This is a genomic window from Enterococcus innesii (assembly GCF_022846515.1).
Classification (GTDB): Bacteria; Bacillota; Bacilli; order Lactobacillales; family Enterococcaceae; genus Enterococcus_D; species Enterococcus_D innesii.
Genome location: NZ_AP025635.1, coordinates 1,204,051 through 1,225,638, shown reverse-complemented (window position 1 = coordinate 1,225,638; position 21,588 = coordinate 1,204,051). Strand labels below are relative to the sequence as shown.

Genomic DNA, 21,588 nt, shown 5'->3' with positions numbered 1-21,588 from the left:
AAAATTTTGTAGGTCAAAAATGCGAAAAGAAAATGTTAATGTTATTAATGAAGATAATAGTTTTTAATATCTAAAACTAGTGAAGAAATTAAAGGGCTACTAAAGATGAAATGAGGAAGTATATCAATTAGAGAATCAAATCGATTTGAGAGTATTAACAAAGCTTTGGCGCAAATAAAAAAATTATTGTTTATGATAAAATACAAGTTTTTATGAGAGTATAGTTTTAATAGTGTTATATCAACTGGCGATAAATTTCCATCATTGCTCTCTAAAAGAATGAAAGACTGTGAAATATTTGCCATTCAAAATACTATAAATTGGTACTACTAGAGTTTTTTGAAATTATTGGAGAAAGCAAAAGATTGAACTAGTTATTAAGGTATAACATACTTAATACTATTATGATAAAATTACTGTAAGACTGTTTCTTAATGTAGGAGTGTGTATATATGAGCCAATACTTTATTGATCAATTGAAGAAAAAATACCAAGAGAAAAAAATTGTCCCGTTTATTGGAGCAGGGTTATCTATTCCGTTTTCTTTAAAACCATGGCCGGAACTAATAAATGAATTAAAGGAGTCTTTACTAGACAAAAGATATTGGGATGCAGTGGATTTTGATTTAGATGAGAAAAATTATCAAGAAGCTATTGAGAATATAAAAAAGTATGGACATGTGACAGATCAACCTATTCAAGAAAAAATTTCTGAAGACTATTCTATGAGAAAAACTGATTCAGAAGATACAGTTGATAACAATTATATTGATCTTATAAAGAATAATTTCAAAGTTTATATGACAACCAATTATGATAGGCTGCTCGATGATTATTTACCGGAAATAAATGGATTTAAATCGTTAACTGAATATACTTCTAGTGTACCAAGATTATTTGAAAATGATAGAGAGAAGTATTTATTCCATATACATGGGTGTGTATCAAACCCTGATTCTATCGTTATTTCTTCTGAAAAATATGATTTAGTATATTCTGATCCAAAATTTAATAGCTATATGAGTGCTTTCTCTAGTAATTATAGTTTTCTTTTTCTAGGTTTTTCTTTTGATGATGTTTTTGTTCAAGAATTAGTAAAAAATCATAAGGAATTTTTTCAAGGAACACATTACATGATAACTAGTTCTGATTCTGTAGATAGTCAAAAGAAAGATAGATTGAGTAAAGATTTTGGTATTCAGATTATTGATTATGATCTTCAGGATTCTTCCCATGTTGAGGAAATAAGAAAATTACTGACTGAAATAACTGATGAACAAACTCAGGATGGAACAGAGAGAGAAAAATCTCCAGCTTATCCTTCAGTTGGCATTGAGGAGTTAATTTCTGGGGAAGAAGATTATGAGGAGAATCTCTTTTATCGTAAACTCCAACTTGCAAAGATTGGCGAAGACTTACGAGATATTAGTAAATATTTTTATATTGCGGCAGAAAAATTTGTACGGAAAAGTAAGAATTTGGGACTGCCAAAAGAATTTATTGACGGAATATTAGCTGAAGTTTTTATGACTTATAAGGAAAAGTATAGTGAAATCTATTTTAGAAAAGGTCAGTCTAGTGAGGAACTTCTTATAGAAATCCACAAAAATTTAGAGCAAATCAATATTGATAGGCTAGTAAATGAAACAAATAAACCCACTGGATCAGAGAATAAAGGTTTTATACATGTTTTAGCAGACGATGGAGAAAAAGACATTTGGTGGGGAAGTGAACGTTTATGAAACATATAAATAAGCAATCTCATTTATCTTCAGAAATTGAATTATTATTTGATAATAAGAAGCTAGACTTATTGAAATATCTAGGGATTTTGTATCAGGCAAAAGATATATGTAGACAACGACAATTAAGTTTAGAACAATTACTATACTACTATTATATGTTATATTTTGAGACTACTGATATTAATACACCGTTAATATACAAATACCTTAGAGATAAAAAACAAATTAATGAGATTATCATATATCTTGAAAATTTAGAGTTTGTGCAAATTCACGGAGATTTATTTACAAGGTTAAACAAATTGAAAGTTTCCATTTCTGAAACCGGAATCAATGCTATTGATTCTTTGCAATCTGAAAGTGTAGAGATGTATTTGAAACAGATTATAGCTATTATGGAAAAATATCCTTATGGAACTAAGAATCTGGAGTTTCAAAAATTACTATATGAGGGAGAATTCTAAATGATTATAAAAAAACTAATAGTTCGTGGTGATTCATATCAAAGAACTTTGGAATTTTCTTCTGGTTTAAACATTATTAGAGGAGAAAAGACTTCAGGGAAATCTCTAGTACTTTCTCTTATCGACTATTGTTTAGGAAAGGGGAGCAATATCTCTTTAAAAGTGCAAACAGAATTGGATAGCAATGTTGATTTTATCTTTTTAGAAATAGCAATTAATGAAGAAACATTCACTATTTGTAGAAGCATAAAAAAAGGAATCTCTATCTTTTGGGTTTATTATTCCGGATATAAAAATATTGATGACTATATACCTGAAAAATTTGATAAAAAAAGTTTCCAAACTTTTATAATGAATAAGTTGGGAGCAATTGAGTTTACAAAAACCAAAAATAAGGCTAGAACGAATAGACTAACTACTGAGACAATATCATTTAGGGATATTTATAGATATTGTTTTGTAAGTCAACACGATTTGGGCACTCATAATTTTCTCTCACATAATGAGACAATGAAACGTTATAAGAATCCAATATGTTTTGAAATGATATTTGATTTAATTGACTTTTCTCAAAATAATCTCCAAACTGAAATAGCAAAAATTCAAAATCGAATTGAGGATGACAAAAAAAACAGAGAAAATTTAGAAGGTTATTTAAATCAACGAGGCAACTCAAATTTTATAGATTTATTGGATCAAATAGATAATTTGAATGAACAAATTGAAAAATTACAAAAGAGAAAAAATGAAATCGTTCAAAGTCAAAAGCTAGATGAAAAGGTGAACAAAAGCAATAGAGATTATGTTCTTTTAAATGGTGAAATACGAGAATTGGAAGATGCTATTCAATCAGATAAAAAGAATATCCGAGACATAGAATTAGGAATAACAAGTAATGAAATACTTTTAAATGATTATCATTTAGAAATGGAAGATATTAGAACAACTGAAGAAATCAACTACAAGTTAAAAATAAGTGAACACGAACTAACATGCCCACTCTGTAATTCCAAAATAAAGAATAATTTTCATGAGGACCAAATTGAAAAGCAATCGAAGGATAATTACAAATCTATTTTAAAAGATGTTCAAAGTAAAGTGAAAATGGTAGAAGGGGTCATAGAGACAAGTAAAAAGAAAGTTAAAGAATTAAAGACTAAAATAGATAGAAAGAGTATAAAGAAAAATATATTACTACTAGCTCTCGAGGAATTTTCAAAGGATATTCAAACCCCATTATTGCCTGAATTAAATAGTATTAATGTCAATATAAATAGTTTTGATAAAAACAAAGAAATATTACTAGAGAGCAAAAGAGTTTTTAATAAAATTGATGAACTAACAAAAAATATTGATAGTGAAGAGGTAAAATTAAAGAGACTAAAAGAAAAATTGAAAAGTCTAGAAGAGAAGGGACAACGAAAAGAATTTATACTCAAAGAATTGAACGATAGTTATCTTAGTAATATGAAGAGAATGAAGTATTCTGAGGTGAGAGGTTCTTTTATTGATTCCAAAGACTACATTCCTTATTACAAAGACGCTAGTGTGTATGAGCAAGATAGTGGAGGACTATTGGAATGTATGCAACTTTCTTATTTGAATGCTATCATATCAAATAAAGAATCAAAGTTTCATCCTAAAGTTCTGTTACTCGATTCAATTAGTAAGTATTTCGGCACTAATGAAAATATAGAAATTGACGGTGAAGAAAAGATAGATGATCCAGAAGTATACCTAAATATATTTTTTATGTTGAAAGAGTTATCTAAAAAGGCGCAGGTTATCGTAGTTGAAAATACTCCACCAAATGAGATGAATGAATATGTTAAATATACATTCAGAAGCGGGGAACGCGGCTTCATTGATCAGTCCAAAAATGAATTTCTTAATGAATAAGACTAATTGAATTAGAAATTTTTTGTCACACTAATCACCGTGAAGAATATTTTGTATTTTAAATATTAAATAGAGTTTCATCTGAAAGTCAAATTAGTAAGAGAAAATCGGATGAAGCACTTGATTATGTTTAATCTAACTTTAGAACGCGAAGAATTTGCAACAAATTTTTTGAAATACTGGCGAGTATTTTTTGACCATACTTTTGACCTTCTCGAATAAGTTTTACTAACAATTACCAAGTTCTTTCCTTTATCTAAAATGTTGATTTAAAGCTGTTTGTGTTGAGTCAGGAATAATCAGATTCTAAGGAAATACACAATACGGTCTCAAAGACACAAACGCTGCAGAATAAGACAAACATTGTCCAAGGGCTGTCTTATCAGCTTTCTAGAGGTTTTCCTATTTATAGGGAAACCTCTTTTTTTACCTTTGACTACCGCTAGTATTTTTATCTGGATCTGGGCTGCCGTTTGCCATGAAGTTTGCAAAGTCATGAGCAGTTTTTTCTTTTCTTTGTTCAGTTACGTGAGCGTATTTGTCTTCGGTGGCTGAAAAAATAACGCCTAACTATGAATAGTTGCTAGTGTTTGTTTGACGGTAAGAGTTTTCTTATCGAAATCAATATCTTTCCAACGTAATGCATGTAATTCTCCTTTGCGAAGACCCGGATACCTAAGAATGCGAAACATCACAAATAATTGTTCTGATTAATTTTCTTTTACCACCGATAAAAAAGTGAGCAACTGTTCACGATCATAGAAAGGAGCGATGTAGTCCTCTTCATCTATTTTTTTCTGTTTTTTTGGCCGAATTACCCTGTCCATTGGATTATTGTTGAGTAACCGGATATTGATAGCATAATTGAATATTGATGCCGTGATACCGATTAAGTCGGGGAGATTTCCCACTTTGTTATCAAGAATAGCTACATTTACGTTTATCGATATCTAAACTTCAAGCGTTGGTTCTCAGAAGACGGTACGTTACAAGCCTTGGTGAAGGTCTTGCGTGAGTACATACAGCTAGGAACTTCCGCTAACGGTACAAACGGTTATGGCGGTATGTATTGCCGACACTGGAGCTATCCTGAAGAGTCAATGAAGGTTATTCAACAAAAAGTTATTGATATTGGTTTTTCCAATACCATTGTCGAAGACCTTTTTAACTATAATTAATCAGTAATCCACCAAAATAGTTGATTAGTGGAAGAAATAGCAAACTAGGAGGGTTAGAAAATGAACTTGATTTATAACAATGGGAAGCCAGTTGGCAGATGCGAATCTTTTGAAATAGAAAAAGTACAAGGTACTAGCGATTTTATAAAAATAAAAAAATTTAGCTTTCTGAATAGCTCGGTAACAGAAAATCAACAAATGATCCTTGATTGGATGTTAGGCGAAACAGCAGATGTTCAAGAGTACAGCTTTCATCCAACGGGCATTATCAATGAATTAACTGGTAGGAGCAAATTGGTTCCTAGACTATTGAAAGAATTGTGGATTTGTATGGAAGAACAAAAACGCCAGCAAGTGATTATGCGGTTCTTAGCTATCAAGAATGGTTATGCTAGTCGATAAGTGACAGAAATACAAAATCAATTTTGGCTAACCATAATCAATTACTAAACTTCTCAGGCATATTATACTCGAACTGCTGATCATAAAATTCAATATGTTTAGGATAAATACAGGGACTTTTGCTTATTGGAGGAATAAAAATCGAAGAATCGTTAAATAGATCACAAATGTTTTTTTCTCCATACGGAAATAATTTCGAGTAAAAATATTCAATATCCTTAATATTATTTTTGCGTATGGAATTCTTAAGGTCAAGAATACAATTTTTGTTGTTAAAAATATCATTGACGGTCACTATCGGAAGCTTTGCCATTGATTTTTTGACCCTTATCAATTTATTTATATTTAATAAATTAATCTTAACATCAACGTTATTTTAATGATATATAAAAACGCTGATTATTTAATGTAAATTTAGTAAGTTTTTTAATTAGTTTGCTATCAACCAAAATAGCAAACTGTAATGAGGCAAAAAATGAGCAATCAATTCATATTAACTATACAACGAGAAAATTTTTGTGTTTGGAATCTTTTTCATCAGAAGGAAGACATTTTTTAAAAGACGGAACTTATAAAGTGCCTCCAATTGCCGGTGGATACGTGTTGTCGAAGCGTGGTCAGATGTATTAGTTGAAATTACTGGATAGTCAGCTATCCGACGAAATAGCAAAAAAAGAACCCTATAAAGGATTCTAGTTTAGAAAAAGATACCTTTTTAGCAGTTCATAAATTGGATCTGAAGTTCTTCCTCAAAAAGGAATTCAGTAGGTTCTACTGCATTCAATAGTTCTTCCGTTAGTTTAACTGCAAAAATGCTATTTGTATCATATGGGTTAAAGTAATAGATTTTATTTGAAGCATCCATTACTGCTCGGTACTGTGTGTAATCATCTAATCCATCGTCCTTGATATTTACTCCTTTTGGAATAGTCACACCGTTTAAAATTTTCAATATCGTATTTACGGCTTCAGTGGAATTAGCAGCTTGTTTGATCAAGTGTTTCATATAGACTGTTCGAACAAATCTTTCAGGAGAAGTAAAGCCGCCTGGCAATCCGAATGTTCCTGAACCTTGTCCGAAAGGATGTAGGGTGAGTTCGCCTACTTGTCTATTTTTTACATTTGTTGGTTTTAACGAGAGAAAATTATTTAAATTTGTTAAATGCCATTCGAATTTTGGGCTATTTGTCATTACTCCTACTGGGTTCTCTTTGATGACTAGCTCTTTATCTTCGGTCTCGATTACAATCGACTCTCCAGTGGAATCGGTAATGATGTAGTGTAGTGGAGGAACATCATCCAACAGTGAGACTTTTTTATTGATTAATCGGACACCGCCGATATTTTCTTTTATTTCGGCAATGGATTTATTTTCTCCCATCACCCACATTATGAATTCATGTGGAGCTAAGTTAAGCTTGCCTGGTTTTTTAGAATCATGATAGGTTGCTTCATTTGGATGATATAGTTCGGCCACCGACAATCCAAATTCATTCACACCATCAGCAAAAAAGTACCCATCCAATTTACGTCCAGTTCCGACGAAACCGTATCTTGTTTTAATTTCTTTGCCATTTTGTCTTTCCCACACATAGTTTCTAGGGATTGCGACAGGTCTACCTTCTAACTTAACCCCAAAATCCATTGTTCTTGCAAGAAAAAATGTATGGTTTTTTGCTTCATAAGTTAAGCTTGTACACATTGTTGATCTACCTCCTCGAATTAATTCTAGTTCGATTCTGATTTTATCATACGTAGGTTTTGTATAGATAGAAATGTGGATTTTATAATAAAAAGTTGAAGGGTAATGAAAAAAAAAGCGTATTTACTAATTACAAATTTTGATAGCTAGTTATCATCGACAGCAAACAAAAGTAATTGAAGAGGAGGAGCGATATCATGGTAATAAAATAAGAATTGATATTGAAACGACTTGGTCAGGCGTTGGTGAAACCGAATATTTTGAAGTGGAGGATGATGCAATCGAAGATGAGGGATAAGATGGTACCAAAATTTAGAGCTTGGGATAAAGGGCTAGAATCTATGATGCCGGTTGAAAGTATCGACTTTGAATACGGAATGATAAATGTAAATGCCGCTTGGCGGTGGTTCGAAGAAATTGAACACATGAAATCAACAGGCTTGAAAGACAACAACGGCGTGGAGATTTTCGAAGGGGATATTATCTTCTATACTTATTTTGAAAAGAATGCAAACAATCGCCTAGTAATATTTGTGAATGGCCAATTTATGACTGAGTTAATTAGACATGGTTACTACAAACCTTTAATTAATGTGAGTGATGATGCAGAGAAAATCGGCAACATATAGGAGAATCCAGAACTATTGGAGCCGGCCGATGAAATCTAAAATTATCTTTCTAGACCTACATATTGAAGATAGAAAGAAGACGATTATTTTAGATTCTAAGCTAATTGAATCGAGAATGAAGCATAAGAGGCTTGAAAATAGGGTGACACAGGTTGATGTAGCAACTAGGAATTTCTAGTAAGTATTATGGAAGCATTGAAAATGGTAAAAATGCACCTGCTATTGAGAAGCTAAGTTCAATAGCAAAAGTACTTGGATGTCGCTTACCTATTACATGGATGACATGGAAAAGCGTGTGACAGAAGAAAAGGATCGTCTTCAACAAATGTTCAATACAATTCCTCGTGACAAACTTAGTATGGTTGAAGAACTAATTACTCAAGCTGCAAGATTAAGAGTTTTGCTAGATGATAATTGGATCTGACATTATTCGTACAATCCAAATGGGGCTTAAATCTAGAGGAGGATATTATTCTAGTGTAATGGATGGTTTATGTGGCGAAGCAACAATCAAACCGATGCAAAAAGTATTGGGCACAATGGTTGACGGTATTGTCAGTCAGGTTTCTGATATAGTTAAGGAATTGCAACGAGCGATGAACGATAATAAGCTTCCATGGTAGACTCTTTCTTGGATAAGCATAATCTTGCAAAAACAGGATAATTGAAAGTGTAGGAACTCGTAGAAATATGTTATATATTTAAGTCACGGATAGAACATAGATTAGTGCTAGTCACAATCTCCTTACTTTGGCCCCCTCATTATGAGGGGGGGGTTGTGTTATTTCCCAAGACTTTTTATTCCAAATTGAACCATGATTTTGTATTGAAAGTATCAAAATGATTTCTTGGAATTTCCCGATTTAGCAAAATTTCGCAAAAATAAGATAATGGATGTTATTGAAAAGAATCATTCTTCTTATATAATGTATTTATGAATAATAGTCATAACCTTACTATTATTACATCCTTTTTTCTGTCCTCCTCAAACGAGGGGGATTTTTTTTAATTGCTTGCAGTAGCTAAGTTTAGGCTTTAAATTAGTAAGTGCATGCAAAAGAAGCTGAGGAGTATTAGGCCGGAATGCTTGGGGAAGTGTACCTGATACTCTTCAGTTTTCTTATTCTAGCACTATTCACGACAATGGATATTTATATTTTGATTGTCGGAAAATTTTTATGTGTAACAAAAAGATTCTAATCATAACCTAATGTCAAATAGTTCATTCTCTCTACCTTTTTAGCTTCTGTACTTTTTCGCAAATAATTAACTATAGTGGGATTGTGCACAAAAGAAATAAACACCTTGAATGTCTAATGAAATGGTATTTACAAATGTTAGTAAGTAAGAGATATTTTTTTATAAGGCAGATAGAGTTACATGATTACAATTACTATGCCAAAATCTCTTACTAAGTACACTATAAACAAGATTTCGATAGCTGTTTTTGATCAAAATCTTCGCCCTAAAGATAACAAATTTGCTGTAAATAGAAAACTGCGTTTGATGTTCCAGAAGTTTTTCTCGCGTTGTATTTAATTTGCGTACTTGGCTTTTCAACGTTCGCCATTGTTGTTTTGCTGGATTTGGCGAAAGACGTTTCGTTACCTCAACTTCTTTATCTAGTTCATCCAGACGCAGTTCCATCCGTGTTAACCGTTCATCTATCATGTCTACGGTCAATGTCGTCCCTTAGGGAATCTGTTTCAGGGCATATGCTTCTCTTAGTTCCGTCATCATAGTAAGCAGTTTTTCGCGACCCATTTGATCAAACCGGATCGTGTTTTTCTTCCAGACAAAGCTGTACTTGTTCGCATTCGCCAAGATTTTTGTGCCGTCAATAAAGAAAGCATCATCAATCAGATTCCGTGCACGCAGATACTCTGTCAGCTGATCTAAGCCTTTATTGGTCCATCGTTGGAAACAAAACAAATGGGCGAGGGTTCGATAAGTTGGAACCCGTTCTTGCGTCAACCAGCGAGCATATAGGGTTTCTTCAGCTAAGCGTTCAATCTTGCGAGTTGTAAAGGCTTCTCGCATATTGCAAAAAGAACCAATTTAATCATGGCACCTAATTCATATTCTCTTGGTCGACCAAAAAGATAGGATTCATTAATCTGAAGCGCTTCGACCAGATTATTGATAAAAAGGCGACATGATTTTCTTTTGGAGAAAATGAAGTAGATAGATCCAAAGTGAGTTGATTCATGCTATGATTAGTATTACATTTTGTTTAGTCCTTCAGGATTAAATGATGGGGCATTGGCGGCAACCGGTGCTCCTTTTTATTTTACCCAAGAAAACCGCAAGAAATGAACGCTTTCCCTTCATTTCTTGCGGTTTTCTTTTCTGGGCTTATGTCAAATCCTCTTTATTTAGGTGTAATTCAAACAAACTCGTTCCATACGAATGTTCCATCATGCAAACGGAAGACTGAGTGACTAACTCTATGGGTTGCAAAATGTTGTGGAAAGACGAGGCGGTAACGAACGCGTAAATGATACTTTCGGCAGATTAAGTGATCGAAAAAAGCAGTGATTTTTTGAAGCAGGATGCAATTTTTGTACGTCCGACTGCTTCTAAGCAGGGGATAATGAGTAAAATAGCCACGGTTATTTTGAAGCCAGCTACCGTGATTTAGGCGATTTAAAGTGTATTTGAATAGAAGAAAACATAAGAAATAGCGATCAAACACACCAATAATAAACCAGAAAGCGACAGAAAAAGCAGCATGATCCGTTTCTTCTTCAATCCTAGTACAAGTATCACTACATTCAATAGAAAGAAAACAAGTAAAATCGCTAAATATTCCATAACTGGTCCTCTTTTACGTTTTTATTTATCTTACCAGAGTTTGGCGGCTTTTCCTAGCCAGTTTATATCTTTAAAACAATAATTATTTACTGCATAAGACAGGTGTAGTTATGCAATCAAAAAAGCGAAGCAATTTCACAACTATTGGAAAGTAAAAAAAGAGCATCACCCATAAAGTGACGCTTTTTTCCCACAAGATGCTTAAAAAGGGAGAGGCTTATGAACCCGTAGAAATATAATTCTTCAAACCTACTCGCCAAAAGAAGAAGGCGGGAAAGGCAAAGAGCAGACAAACCAAGGGTGATAAGATCCACCAAGGATTAGTTACGCGACCAATGACATACAAAAACGGATAATACTGAAACCAAGCCATCGGCACGATGTAGGTCAATAAACGCAAGACGTGTTTTCCGTAGATACTAAATGGGTAGCGACCAAATTCTCGGGCACCATCGGTAAAAATATTCATAAATTCAAGTCCTTGGATCGTAAAGAAGGAAATGGCAGCATACACTAAGAACAATAGGGCGAAAAAGAGGGCGCCGCAGACGATCATTAGAAAAAGAGTCAGGACATTTCCAAAATGCCAAGCAATTCCACTATTGGGAATCGCATAAGCAAACAACAGCAAGGCTTGAATAAAACGACCGAGACGCGAGAACTCCATTTTGGAAGCTAAGACTTGAAAGATCAAGGAGCGGGGACGCACGAGTGCCCGATCGAACTCGCCATTACTGATCATTTGTGGAAAAAGATCGAACCCGCGAAAGAAGCATTCCGCAATCGAAAAGGCAAACAAAACCGTCGCAAAGGAAAGCAGGACTTCCTCAAAGGTAAAGCCATCCACTTGATGAAACCGCGTAAACATAAACCAAATGCCTAAAAAAGCAGTAAAGGAACCTAGAAATTGTCCCAAAGCAGTTAACATAAAGGAAACTTTATACTGCATCTGACTTTTGAGATGAATACAAAAATAATGCCAATAAACCATATTCCTTAACCTCCTTGCACAACGACACGCTTGAGTGCCTGCTGCAGCCAAATTTTTCCGATCACGATCAAAAGTACGAGCCAAAACGCTTGTAAGAGCAATGCGGAAACAAGCGCAAAGCCAGTCAGATCCCCGTTGTAAATTCGCAGCGGGACGTTTTGCATGGAAGCAAAAGGCAATAGTTCCACGAATTGGCGAAAAGGCTGCGGAAAGAAAGGCAGAGGAATGACCCCGCCAGCTAAAAATTCACCGATGGAGCTGATGACGATTCGCACCCCGATGGAGGATAATGTATAAAAAGTCGAGATGTAGACCAACTGTGACATAGCAATCACCACACCTAAACTCAGCACCATCGACAAAAGAAACAAGAACAGGGCAACAACATTTGTTGGCAGAATCAAGCGATAAGGGGCTGGCAGTAAAAAGGCAATCACAAAAATTGGTCCGCAACGCAAGAGGGCTTTTGCTAAGCGATTGGCAGCCGATTGGCAAAACCAGCGATTGTATAGATCCATCGGTCGCACAAGTTCGTAGGCGATCGACCCTGTGGTGATGGTGTCGAAAATTTCTGCCTCAAAGAACCACAACATAAACAAGGATAAGAAGGCTTGCTGGAGCCAAACATAGGAGACGGTTTGTTGAAAGGTCATGGGAAAGGCACTAGGATCTGCTTGGTAAAAGGCGTGGAATGCCAGAATCTCCATCAAGCCCCAAGCTAGTTGTGTAGCCATCCCGGCAATCGCCGCCGAGCGGTATTGCAAGGTATTGATAAAGCGAATGCGGAAAAATGCCTGATACTTCCTCATATTTGATACTCCTGATACAGCTTGGCGACCATTTCTTCGGCGGTGATACTGGCAACGGCCAAATCGGTGATCTCGACTTGATTGCTGAGCAGACTGAGGAGCTGAGCGACTGACACTTCTTTGGGATTAAGCTTCAGAACCAAGCGACCAACGTCTTTTTGAAGCAGCTGGACATTTTCTGGCAGATGGGGCTCCTTCCCTTGATAGTCGATCTCCAGCGTTTTGACATCAGAAAAACGATGCTTTAGTTCATCGAGGCGACCATCCAGCAAAATTTGCCCTTTGCCGATCAACAGAATTCGTTGTGTCAGCGCCTCGATGTCTTGCATATCGTGGGTCGTCAGGATAACTGTGGTGCCTTTTTCTTGGTTTCTTTTTTTGATGAACTGACGCACAGCAATTTTTGATACAGCATCTAAACCGATGGTGGGTTCATCAAGAAATAAGATTTTGGGGTCATGGAGTAAGGAGGCGGCGATCTCACAGCGCATACGCTGACCGAGACTCAAGGACCGAGCAGGGGTTTTTAAGATCTCACCTAAATCTAGTAAGGTGACTAATTCTTCTAGGTTGCGCTGATAGCTAGCAGCGTCTACTTTATAGATATCACGGATCAAATCAAAGCTGTCGTTGACGGGGACATCCCACCAGAGTTGACTGCGCTGACCGAAGACGACGCCGATGTCTTTGACATGTTGGATACGTTCTTGCCAAGGGGTACGACCATTGATGTGACAAACGCCTTGATCAGGGGTCAAAATCCCACACATGATTTTGATGGTGGTACTTTTTCCAGCACCATTAGGCCCGATGTAGCCAACCATTTCGCCCTCATTGATGGTAAAGCTGATGTCTTGCAATGCATGGACGGTGGTGGTTTCACGAGAAAGAAAGGCTTTGGCTGCTTGGCGAAAGCCGCTTTTTCGCTTGGATACTTGGAAGGTCTTGCTGAGGTGTTCTACTTGGATCATTTGGATTCACTCACTTTCTTTTGACAAACGCGACAAAAAGAGCATTCGAAATCGAATACTCGCAACGAGTTGGTCCAAACGAACATGGTTGGGGCAGCGGTTCGTCAGCCAAACAAAAGTAGGAACAGTGTAGCATAAGAGAGCGCTTTTTTCAAACATTACTTATTTTTTTTTGAGAGCAGCAAAAGAAAAAATGTGGTTTATTGGATAAAATACGCAAAATAACTGTTTTTATTTTTTATTTGTTGTAAATTCTGAAGAAACTCAGTATCATTAGAAACAAGCCGATAGCGGCTTGTTTCTGGATATATGGGGAACCAAGTGATGAGCTGTGTCATGATTTGTCGTAACCCAATCCTGCAAAATGCAATGAGAAAAAAGGAGGAGAGCATGAAAGCAGTAAAGAACTTATTTATTTTGATTGGCTTGTTCTTACTTAGTCAAGTAGGGATGACCGTATTCAGTGTGGTAAAAATCTATTATTTGGAAGCCGGAGAGCCGAGGATTCCTGCGATGATGAGCTACGGATTGATTGCCTTGCTTTTGGCAAACATTGGCCTGATGATGTATTTGGCTCGGAAGCTAGGACTTGCCACCTTTGACTTTGGCTGGTCAACGAAGCGCAACTGGTTATGGATCATCGGTGGCTTTGTTTTAGGACGAGTCATTGCTGTTGGTGGTACCATGTATCTGCAGCATATTTCCGATCAAGAAGCGACCGCCAATGATGCAGTGTTAGGGGAACTGTTTACAGGCGAAAATCCGCTTTTGATCTTTCTATTGATTGCCGTGGCGGCGCCAATCATGGAAGAGATCGTTTTCCGTGGTGGATTCATCGGCCTTTTATTCAAGAAATACCCGATAGTCGGGATCATCTCAAGTGTGGCGGCTTTTAGTATCATCCATTCCGTCACCAATCTGGTCGAGTTTCTGATTTACGGTACTATGGGATTGATCATGGCGCTGATTTATGTAAAAACTAAGCGCTTAGAAACAGCCATCGCCATGCATTTTCTCAATAACGCCTTGGCGGCGATCGCAATGATCTTGTTAGGATAAGAAGTCAGCAAAAAACCACCGATCAAAACGATTCGGTGGTTTTTGTTTACTCTGGCAGTTGTCCTTGTTCAAAGGGTAATTGTTCCAGTTCTTCTGCAGTAAACAGGAGATCGCCTTCGTCTTCAATAGAAAATGCGGCACCTGCTGCAGATTTTTGATAGGTACGTGCTTTATTCATATTACGAAGATAAAGATCCTTGCCTGCATTTAATTCTGGTGAAACTAAATTGTCTTGGCGATTGCTGCGAATGACGATTTTGCTTGTTTGCGTGCCAAAATGAAAGCCGCGATGACCAAAAGCCGTTAATTGGCTGGCATTTTCGCTGCTGTATTCTTTATAACCCGACAGACGGCCCGTTTTTACCAATGGCCGATCGATCGTATAAGTGATCAAGTATTCCGTATCTTCAGGTAGCTGAATCACTTGTCCGGTTGCCTGATTCGTTATCTCAGTGGCAGGCAAGTGGTACTTTTTTATAGAAGTGATCGTTAGGTCTTCTTTTGTGAAAAAGACTGGATCGATCCAAAATCCTGCCAGCAAAATCGTACTTAAGCTAATACTGAGAACAGTCAAAAGGGCGATCAATACAAGGCCAATTCGTTTGCGGTGGGTGGTCAGATTGAGTTCTTGCACCATCTGCTGATCTTCTTTTAATAAATAGTCCAAGGTCAATTCAAAATAGTTGCTCAGCTTGACTACTTGATCTAGATCAGGATAGCTCTTGCCGTTTTCCCATTTTGAAATTAGTTGCCGAGTGACAAAAAATTCCTGCGCCACTTGTTCTTGTGTGAGATTTCGTTTGGTGCGTTCTTCTTTAATAATTTTCCCAATATCCATGTGTCTGTTTTGCCTCCATCATTCTTCTTATATTATAGCAAACTCTTTTCTATGCGAACGAGGATCTATGAAATTAGCGATGCAACAAAGGGTAACATCCTTTATTTATCAATGTTTCTACTTGTTGCACTGTCTTTCTATCCTGGAAGCTTTCCGTGCTGGTCATAAAAAGAAAGGGCCAGTAAAGTGAAGGATGGTTGATCAAATTTGACAGAGAAAGGAGAAACGATCGAATGAAGACAAAACAACCAATGGTTCCAATTGGCTACATCCAATTCATCGCTTCCTTACTGGTGATTCTCGTTCATTGTGGTCGACTGGCAGAAAACAGTGGCCTTCATTTCCTATTAAAGAGTCTCCTATGTCGTTTGGCGGTTCCTTTTTTTCTCCTGCTGAATGGCTATTTTTTTCAAAAGAGCACCTGTTCATGGCAGCAATGGTGCAAACGACAACTCAAGCTTTATTTGCCTTGGTCGATCGTGTATCTTCCCTTAGGCTGGGTTTATTTAGGGCAGCAAAATCTTGCCGATCCATTACGGGTCATCGGTTTGGCTGCTGGCTTTTTTACAGTAGGGGTCTGGTACCATCTTTGGTATTTTCCAGCGTTGCTCTTTGGCATGTGGTTAGTAAGGAAAACCCGCTTTCTTGGCTATCGGTGGCAGTTTTTACTGGCGATCAGTTTGTATTTGATTGGCTGTCTTGAAACGTACAGCAGTTATTTAAGTGGTCCTTTATTGGTATTTTATCAAAATTATCGGACCCTATTTTTTACAACGAGAAACGGTCTTTTTTATGGGTTTCTTTTTTTGCTGTGCGGGTTTTGTTTAGGTGAACACCAGAAACATCCTTTTTTCACGAAGCATCTTGGCAGAAAATTCGCGGTCTCTCTTTGCTTATTAGGCATTGAAGGTCGACTGGTGTATCTCAATCAGGGGGACGATAAGAATTTCATGCTGTTCTTTGTGCCGACGACTCTTTTTTTCCTTGCTTGGCTGATCAAGCAGCAACCACAAAAGCGGACTTGGCAAGCAAAACAAGCAGCTGAGGCTAGTCGATTGATCTTTCTGAGTCACCCGCTGTTTCTGGAATCCGGGAAAGTCTTTTTTTCACTCGCAGGGTTTCCGTTGTTCTTTTATACGATAGTTTTAACGGGAGTCTTTCTCGGCTTGAGGAAAGTGGGCAGCCGTTTAAAATCCTATGCGGTTGGGTTTGCTAAAAAAACAGTTGATGAAAAGAAAAACGCCTAAAGTATTGCTGCACCAAGGATAAAACCAAGTTACACTTTTTTTAAATAGTAGCAGAGTTCTAAGTTTTTCTTCATTTCAGACCCTAGACGTAGGCTTTGCAAGAAAACCTATAGTACAATAACAGCAGTAAGAGGGAAAAATCCCTGAAAAAGAGATCAACACTTGGAGGATATAGTGATGAAAAAACAGACTCGAAAACCAGCGATGATTTTAGCGACTCTCTTGGTATCTAGCCAAGTTTTATTAGCAGCACCACAAGTTTTTGCTGACGAAACCAATTCAACGACGAGCAGTTCCACTGCAACAAGCAGTTCTACCGCAACGACAGCCACTAGCGATAGTCAAACGAGTACCTCTGACAGCAGTTCAGATCGTTTGCAAGTCAATGCTGTGGCGATCGGAAATGCCTTGACGAAAGCACAAGAAGACTACACACTTGAACGTCTGGGCATTCAAGGCGAAACACCGATTTATACGACAAACGGTACTGACTTGATGAAATACATTCCCGATGGTGGCTTTACCGCAGATTGGGCGGTCTATAGCTCGGTCAGAATGCAGACGCTAGAAAGCGGGGCAGGAATCACTGTCGATATCGCGACACCAGATAACATTACCCGCATCACCGCAGCCCAGTATCAAAATGCGGCGCTGACGGCAGGGATCACTGATGCGAAGCTAACGGTTGCTTCTGCTGTACCGATCGACGGTTCCGGTGCTTTAGCTGGGGTTTACAAAATCGTTGAAGAATCAGGCGGCGTCATTAATCAGAATCGAGTAGCTGTAGCTCAAGATGAGATGGATGTGCTTTCGACGATCACCGAAGAGAACAAAGACAAAGAAGGCTATTCCGATGAAGCATTGAATGCAGCGCAAGAACAAGCGAAAACCGATTTGGCTGCTCAAACCGCAGATGGTACGGAATTAACCCAAGCCGATATTCAAGAGACAGTAGAAAAAGCCTTGAAGGACAATGGACTTGAAGGAATCGTTACGGAAAATCAAATTTCTGAATTGACCTCTTTAATGAGCGACATGCGAGACAACAATATCTTCGATGACTTCATCAAAGAATTGGATCTGTCAGAAGCCCGCAAGCAAATCGAAGAAACCTCTAAGGGCCTTTGGGAAAATATCAAGAGCTTCTTTAGCGGCATCTGGTCTTCGATCACCGGTGTCTTCGGCAATGACTCGAATGAGTCAAATAACAGCAGCGAATCAACGGTTGATTCTGGACAATAAGAATGAAGACTTGAACCGTTACTAATTAGAGCGGTGACGATAACATAGGCAGTGAAAAAGGCCAAGCACCTGTTTGCTTGGCTTGCACACGTCTCATTTAGATAAAAAATTTCAACTTGCGTTTATGGTACAGTCTTTTTTTAGACGAGAAGAAGGGAGGAAGGAAGATGAATTTTCTGGGTAATGTCATTTGGTTTATTTTTGGTGGATTGATTGGCGCAATCTCCTGGTTTCTAGCAGGCTGCCTCTGGTGTATCACGATTATTGGGATTCCAATCGGCTTGCAATGCTTTAAGTTCGCCAGCTTATCGTTAGCACCTTTTGGCAAAGAAATCGTCTACCGAGGTGGTGGCACTTCCTTGATTCTCAATATATTATGGCTGATTTTTTCTGGTGTGCCACTGGCTTTAGGGCATTTAGCTAGTGCGGTCATTCTTGCCATTACTATCATTGGCATCCCATTTGCAGCACAATCATTAAAGCTAGCTCAGCTGGCATTGATGCCTTTCGGGGCAGAAGTTGTCTCCAAAAGATGGTAATAAATGGGTCTTTCAAAAGCACTTTCCGCTAAGAGGAAAGTGCTTTTTTTGTAGAAAATTGTGTCTGAGAATCTTTATAGATTGCACGAAGGTTTCCTCGTTCTGGTGGCAGATGAGAAAAAAATTTTTTCAGTAAAAAAAATGCCTTCCCCTACATTCTGGGAAGGCAATCATAGTTTAGTTAAAAAAACTATATAAAATTTTCATTCCTTGTTATGGACTAGTTGCTGTATGTTCATTAAGCAAAAACATCCGCGGGAGTCAATCTCTCTACTCTGTTAGGTTTCTTTCGCTGTTGAGATGGAACGGCGAATTTTTGCAATCGAGCGTTGGGCTTTCTCACGGTTAAGAAACATCACGATCACATAGAGGGAGTCCAAGATACTTAACTGGGCAATCCGTGAAGAAAGTGCCTCTGACCGAAACTCGATTTCTTGTGAAATCGAAATTAAGACGACATCGCCAAGTTTTGCCAAAGGGGAAGCCGCATGACTAGTCACAACGATAATCTTGGCACCGTTGCTCTTAGCAACATTGGCTAACTCAATCGTTTCTCGTGATTTTCCGGTGTGGGAGATGAAAAAGGCGCAATCATCTGGTGTTAATACCGCCGCTTCCATCAATTGGATATGAAAATCTGCACTGTGGAAGACAGAGATGGAAGAGCGCAAAAATTTGTGGTAAGCATCTGTGGCTACAATCTCAGAGCCACCCACCCCGAAGAAGAAAAGCCGATTGGATTCATTGATCATTGCTGCGGCCTTCTGAAGATCCTCTTCTTTTAATAACTTTCTAGTGTCCGTGAGCGTCGTCATGATCGAATCGAATACTTTTTGTGCGATCGTCAATTCATTGTCCGCTTTCTCGATGTTTTCATGGATCGAGAGGGCGGCAAGTTCGCTTTCTTGCATCAACATCGCCATTTTGAAGTCCTTAAACCCATTGTAACCGAGTTTTTTTGTGAATTGAAAAAACGTGGAATCAGCAATGCCCAAATCACTGGAGAGGTCACTGATCGAACTGTGGCAGACCTTGCTAGGGTTTTCTAACACATAGTCGGCAATTGCTTGTTCTTTAAGACTGAGATCTTTATAAAGCGTTTTTATTTGCAAGCGAATCGAGACAGTCAAAAGCTTCTACCTCCTTTTTAATAACAACATCTCTTTACCTCTAAAGTACCTCTTTTGCGAAAAAAATGCAAATAAAAATTATTTTTATTTTTTCTATTTACAAAAAAATATTTTTTTGTATAATAAAGGTGTGGAATGGAGGCGTTATCATAATGGCGAGCTTATCGGTCTTGGAAAATGGAGAATGTGTCTCAAGCTCAATGAGCAAAGCGACTTAGGGAAAGGGGCGACCTTGCAGAATCAGTGAAAGAAACTACGGTAAAAGAGGAATCGATCTAGTTTCAGCCTGGATTGAATGGGCACATCGATACCTACCACCCGTAGACTTTAGCCGATATTACTTACAGGAAAAGCGATCGATAGTACCACAGTCAATGGTTAGATCCAGCTTGATTGAAAGGGGGATTCAAATAAGAAAGATTCTAACTACTGACTGCTCATTTTTTCGCTGATAAAATGAAACCGCTTTTCTGTTGAGCAATTTAGTTATCGGGTTGGATTAATGGCCAAACAGTTAACTTGGTTACAAAATCAGGTGTTTTTGCAAGCTGTTCGTCAATGGCATCGAAGCAAGTGAGAGGCAATGAAAAAAAGGGTCAATTGGGAACCCAACGTCAAACTGGATTTGATTTTGTACCAGTTGGCTTGAAATCTCGATTCACTCAGTACTGATTGCTAGAAACATTCGCATAATTTTTGAAAGCCCATTGCTAACAAGGCAAACTGATAAGCTTGGAAATCCTAAGACAGCAAAATAGACTGAATAAATTGCGCTAGCGATCAATTTGGTGGTAGTTGCAGACGCCGTGAGTTTACTCATGATAAATATTTCACAAGAAAACGATTTTTGGAAAAAGATGTGTGGATAAAAAATGGATCTAGCGACCATGAGATGGTCATAAGAAGCTAAGAGAGGAGCGAATCAATGGGAAATTTCAAGATCGCTGTGGTGAATTCAAGCAGTTTTGGCAAAGTGTTTCCACAGCATATTCAGCGCTTGCAAGCGATTGGACCAGTGAACTACTTTTCCTTCGACAGTGAGATCGGTGGCAAAGAGTTGGCGAAAGCATTGACGGGCTATAACATCATCATCGCTAGTGTGACCCCTTTTTTTACAAAAGAATTTTTTGAAAATAAGGATGAACTCTTACTGATCACACGGCATGGGATCGGGTATAACAACATTGATTTGGCAGCAGCGAAAGAACATCAAACGATTGTCTCGATCATTCCTGCGTTGGTGGAACGGGATGCGGTGGCTGAAAACAATGTAACGAATTTACTGGCACTCTTGCGTTGTACTGTGGAATCAATGACGCAAGTGCGCGCCGACCAATGGGAAAAACGAGCAGATTTTGTCGGCAGAGCATTGTTCAATAAAACAGTGGGCGTTATTGGGGTAGGCAATACAGGAAGTTGTGTAGTGGAGATTTTAAGAAATGGCTTCCGTTGTGATGTTTTAGCATATGATCCTTACAAATCAGCACTACATATTCAGAGCTTTGGCGGCAAAAAAGTGGAATTAGATGAATTATTGGCCAAATCAGACATCATTTGTCTTTGTGCGAATTTAACAGATGAAAACTACCATATGATTTCCTTTGCTGAAGTCGCGAAGATGAAGGATAAAGTCTATCTCTCGAATAGTGCACGGGGAGCATTATTAGATGAAGCTGCCATTGTAAGCGGGTTGAAAAGTGGGAAAATCGCTGGTTTAGCAACAGATGTTTTGGAAGAAGAACCAGGAAGCAAAGACCATCCTTATCTTGCCTTCGACAATGTCGTGATGACGCCACATACCTCTGCTTACACATTAGAGTGTTTAGAGGAAATGGGTAATAAATGTGTGACGGACATCGAGAGAATTACCAAAGGGTTGTTACCAGATCGCGCTGTACAAGCACAAAGTAAATTTCTAGCAGTTTAAAG

At 37.7% G+C, this 21,588-nt stretch carries 21 protein-coding genes and 1 pseudogene; 13 read left to right on the top strand and 9 right to left on the bottom strand.

Annotated elements, in window-relative coordinates; all coding sequences use genetic code 11:
- Positions 1-452 precede the first annotated feature (452 nt).
- From ENLAB_RS05595 to ENLAB_RS05585, 3 genes are read left to right on the top strand one after another with little or no spacing between them, the layout of a single operon-like run.
- Positions 453-1,742, top strand: a complete 1,290-nt coding sequence (locus tag ENLAB_RS05595) for an ABC-three component system protein (protein WP_244353019.1) — start codon at positions 453-455, stop codon at positions 1,740-1,742.
- Positions 1,739-2,209 carry a hypothetical protein gene (locus ENLAB_RS05590; protein WP_244353018.1) on the top strand — a complete coding sequence of 157 codons (471 nt, stop codon included), beginning with the start codon at positions 1,739-1,741 and terminating at the stop codon, positions 2,207-2,209. The genes ENLAB_RS05595 and ENLAB_RS05590 overlap by 4 nt, the downstream gene beginning before the upstream one ends.
- Positions 2,210-4,108, top strand: a complete 1,899-nt coding sequence (locus ENLAB_RS05585; protein WP_244353017.1) for an SMC family protein — start codon at positions 2,210-2,212, stop codon at positions 4,106-4,108.
- 566 nt (positions 4,109-4,674) lie between these two features.
- On the opposite strand, the gene ENLAB_RS16945 is transcribed toward ENLAB_RS05585, so the two are convergent.
- Positions 4,675-4,800 carry a site-specific integrase gene (locus ENLAB_RS16945; RefSeq protein WP_305879420.1) on the bottom strand — a complete coding sequence of 42 codons (126 nt, stop codon included), beginning with the start codon at positions 4,798-4,800 and terminating at the stop codon, positions 4,675-4,677.
- A 210-nt stretch (positions 4,801-5,010) separates the two neighbouring features.
- Between ENLAB_RS16945 and ENLAB_RS16975 the strand changes: the two genes are divergently transcribed.
- Positions 5,011-5,286, top strand: coding sequence for a YoqU family phage-derived protein (locus tag ENLAB_RS16975; RefSeq protein ID WP_500861599.1), 276 nt, complete (start codon positions 5,011-5,013; stop codon positions 5,284-5,286).
- A gap of 60 nt (positions 5,287-5,346) precedes the next feature.
- Positions 5,347-5,688 (top strand): hypothetical protein, encoded by a 342-nt coding sequence (locus ENLAB_RS05580; protein WP_244353016.1) that lies wholly within the window; start codon positions 5,347-5,349, stop codon positions 5,686-5,688.
- A gap of 715 nt (positions 5,689-6,403) precedes the next feature.
- On the opposite strand, the gene ENLAB_RS05575 is transcribed toward ENLAB_RS05580, so the two are convergent.
- Complete coding sequence (locus ENLAB_RS05575; protein WP_194195167.1) at positions 6,404-7,390, bottom strand: choloylglycine hydrolase family protein; 987 nt, start codon at positions 7,388-7,390, stop codon at positions 6,404-6,406.
- Positions 7,391-7,689: 299 nt separating this feature from the next.
- Here ENLAB_RS05575 and ENLAB_RS05570 point away from each other — a divergent pair, with 299 nt between their 5' ends.
- The 3 genes from ENLAB_RS05570 (at position 7,690) to ENLAB_RS05560 (ending at position 8,642) form a co-directional block, all read left to right on the top strand.
- Positions 7,690-8,019 (top strand): YopX family protein, encoded by a 330-nt coding sequence (locus ENLAB_RS05570; protein WP_244353015.1) that lies wholly within the window; start codon positions 7,690-7,692, stop codon positions 8,017-8,019.
- A gap of 170 nt (positions 8,020-8,189) precedes the next feature.
- Positions 8,190-8,318: a helix-turn-helix domain-containing protein gene (locus ENLAB_RS05565; RefSeq protein WP_369522133.1), complete on the top strand. Its 129-nt coding sequence runs from the start codon at positions 8,190-8,192 to the stop codon at positions 8,316-8,318.
- 108 nt (positions 8,319-8,426) lie between these two features.
- Positions 8,427-8,642: a hypothetical protein gene (locus ENLAB_RS05560; protein WP_244353014.1), complete on the top strand. Its 216-nt coding sequence runs from the start codon at positions 8,427-8,429 to the stop codon at positions 8,640-8,642.
- Between the two features lie 862 nt (positions 8,643-9,504).
- On the opposite strand, the pseudogene ENLAB_RS16940 reads toward ENLAB_RS05560, so the two are convergent.
- From ENLAB_RS16940 to ENLAB_RS05535, 5 genes and pseudogenes are all read right to left on the bottom strand, one after another.
- A pseudogene (locus tag ENLAB_RS16940) lies at positions 9,505-10,228 on the bottom strand (transposase); the annotation flags it as partial.
- Positions 10,229-10,665: 437 nt separating this feature from the next.
- Complete coding sequence (locus tag ENLAB_RS05550; protein WP_005234033.1) at positions 10,666-10,833, bottom strand: hypothetical protein; 168 nt, start codon at positions 10,831-10,833, stop codon at positions 10,666-10,668.
- A 217-nt stretch (positions 10,834-11,050) separates the two neighbouring features.
- Positions 11,051-11,824, bottom strand: a complete 774-nt coding sequence (locus ENLAB_RS05545; RefSeq protein ID WP_081117893.1) for an ABC transporter permease — start codon at positions 11,822-11,824, stop codon at positions 11,051-11,053.
- 5 nt (positions 11,825-11,829) lie between these two features.
- Positions 11,830-12,633 carry an ABC transporter permease gene (locus ENLAB_RS05540; protein ID WP_244353012.1) on the bottom strand — a complete coding sequence of 268 codons (804 nt, stop codon included), beginning with the start codon at positions 12,631-12,633 and terminating at the stop codon, positions 11,830-11,832.
- Positions 12,630-13,604: an ABC transporter ATP-binding protein gene (locus ENLAB_RS05535; protein WP_140965290.1), complete on the bottom strand. Its 975-nt coding sequence runs from the start codon at positions 13,602-13,604 to the stop codon at positions 12,630-12,632. The genes ENLAB_RS05540 and ENLAB_RS05535 overlap by 4 nt, the downstream gene beginning before the upstream one ends.
- Positions 13,605-13,994: 390 nt before the next feature.
- On the opposite strand from ENLAB_RS05535, the gene ENLAB_RS05530 reads away from it, so the two are divergent.
- Positions 13,995-14,663: a CPBP family intramembrane glutamic endopeptidase gene (locus ENLAB_RS05530; protein WP_081117896.1), complete on the top strand. Its 669-nt coding sequence runs from the start codon at positions 13,995-13,997 to the stop codon at positions 14,661-14,663.
- A 46-nt stretch (positions 14,664-14,709) separates the two neighbouring features.
- Here ENLAB_RS05530 and ENLAB_RS05525 read toward each other — a convergent pair whose 3' ends face one another.
- Positions 14,710-15,501 (bottom strand): helix-turn-helix domain-containing protein, encoded by a 792-nt coding sequence (locus ENLAB_RS05525; RefSeq protein ID WP_244353011.1) that lies wholly within the window; start codon positions 15,499-15,501, stop codon positions 14,710-14,712.
- 233 nt (positions 15,502-15,734) lie between these two features.
- Between ENLAB_RS05525 and ENLAB_RS05520 the strand changes: the two genes are divergently transcribed.
- The 3 genes from ENLAB_RS05520 (at position 15,735) to ENLAB_RS05510 (ending at position 18,529) form a co-directional block, all read left to right on the top strand.
- Positions 15,735-16,748: an acyltransferase family protein gene (locus ENLAB_RS05520; protein WP_244353010.1), complete on the top strand. Its 1,014-nt coding sequence runs from the start codon at positions 15,735-15,737 to the stop codon at positions 16,746-16,748.
- A 177-nt stretch (positions 16,749-16,925) separates the two neighbouring features.
- Complete coding sequence (locus tag ENLAB_RS05515) at positions 16,926-17,990, top strand: DUF1002 domain-containing protein (RefSeq protein ID WP_244353009.1); 1,065 nt, start codon at positions 16,926-16,928, stop codon at positions 17,988-17,990.
- A gap of 167 nt (positions 17,991-18,157) precedes the next feature.
- Positions 18,158-18,529 (top strand): YccF domain-containing protein, encoded by a 372-nt coding sequence (locus ENLAB_RS05510; protein WP_244353008.1) that lies wholly within the window; start codon positions 18,158-18,160, stop codon positions 18,527-18,529.
- 278 nt (positions 18,530-18,807) lie between these two features.
- Here the strand turns inward: ENLAB_RS05510 and ENLAB_RS05505 are convergent, their stop codons facing one another.
- Entirely contained in the window at positions 18,808-19,659 is an 852-nt protein-coding gene (locus tag ENLAB_RS05505; RefSeq protein WP_244353006.1) for a MurR/RpiR family transcriptional regulator, read from the bottom strand.
- Positions 19,660-20,584: 925 nt separating this feature from the next.
- On the opposite strand from ENLAB_RS05505, the gene ENLAB_RS05500 reads away from it, so the two are divergent.
- Positions 20,585-21,586: a D-isomer specific 2-hydroxyacid dehydrogenase family protein gene (locus ENLAB_RS05500; RefSeq protein WP_244353004.1), complete on the top strand. Its 1,002-nt coding sequence runs from the start codon at positions 20,585-20,587 to the stop codon at positions 21,584-21,586.
- Positions 21,587-21,588: the final 2 nt, after the last annotated feature.

Excerpts from the sequence above, each read along its gene's own strand:
- ENLAB_RS05595 (WP_244353019.1), top strand. The coding sequence starts at position 453 with ATGAGCCAATACTTTATTGATCAATTGAAGAAAAAATACCAAGAGAAA.
- ENLAB_RS05590 (WP_244353018.1), top strand. The coding sequence starts at position 1,739 with ATGAAACATATAAATAAGCAATCTCATTTATCTTCAGAAATTGAATTA.
- ENLAB_RS05585 (WP_244353017.1), top strand. The coding sequence starts at position 2,210 with ATGATTATAAAAAAACTAATAGTTCGTGGTGATTCATATCAAAGAACT.
- ENLAB_RS16945 (WP_305879420.1), bottom strand. The coding sequence starts at position 4,800 with ATGTTTCGCATTCTTAGGTATCCGGGTCTTCGCAAAGGAGAATTACAT.
- ENLAB_RS05580 (WP_244353016.1), top strand. The coding sequence starts at position 5,347 with ATGAACTTGATTTATAACAATGGGAAGCCAGTTGGCAGATGCGAATCT.
- ENLAB_RS05575 (WP_194195167.1), bottom strand. The coding sequence starts at position 7,390 with ATGTGTACAAGCTTAACTTATGAAGCAAAAAACCATACATTTTTTCTT.
- ENLAB_RS05570 (WP_244353015.1), top strand. The coding sequence starts at position 7,690 with ATGGTACCAAAATTTAGAGCTTGGGATAAAGGGCTAGAATCTATGATG.
- ENLAB_RS05560 (WP_244353014.1), top strand. The coding sequence starts at position 8,427 with ATGATAATTGGATCTGACATTATTCGTACAATCCAAATGGGGCTTAAA.
- ENLAB_RS05550 (WP_005234033.1), bottom strand. The coding sequence starts at position 10,833 with ATGGAATATTTAGCGATTTTACTTGTTTTCTTTCTATTGAATGTAGTG.
- ENLAB_RS05545 (WP_081117893.1), bottom strand. The coding sequence starts at position 11,824 with ATGGTTTATTGGCATTATTTTTGTATTCATCTCAAAAGTCAGATGCAG.
- ENLAB_RS05540 (WP_244353012.1), bottom strand. The coding sequence starts at position 12,633 with ATGAGGAAGTATCAGGCATTTTTCCGCATTCGCTTTATCAATACCTTG.
- ENLAB_RS05535 (WP_140965290.1), bottom strand. The coding sequence starts at position 13,604 with ATGATCCAAGTAGAACACCTCAGCAAGACCTTCCAAGTATCCAAGCGA.
- ENLAB_RS05530 (WP_081117896.1), top strand. The coding sequence starts at position 13,995 with ATGAAAGCAGTAAAGAACTTATTTATTTTGATTGGCTTGTTCTTACTT.
- ENLAB_RS05525 (WP_244353011.1), bottom strand. The coding sequence starts at position 15,501 with ATGGATATTGGGAAAATTATTAAAGAAGAACGCACCAAACGAAATCTC.
- ENLAB_RS05520 (WP_244353010.1), top strand. The coding sequence starts at position 15,735 with ATGAAGACAAAACAACCAATGGTTCCAATTGGCTACATCCAATTCATC.
- ENLAB_RS05515 (WP_244353009.1), top strand. The coding sequence starts at position 16,926 with ATGAAAAAACAGACTCGAAAACCAGCGATGATTTTAGCGACTCTCTTG.
- ENLAB_RS05510 (WP_244353008.1), top strand. The coding sequence starts at position 18,158 with ATGAATTTTCTGGGTAATGTCATTTGGTTTATTTTTGGTGGATTGATT.
- ENLAB_RS05500 (WP_244353004.1), top strand. The coding sequence starts at position 20,585 with ATGGGAAATTTCAAGATCGCTGTGGTGAATTCAAGCAGTTTTGGCAAA.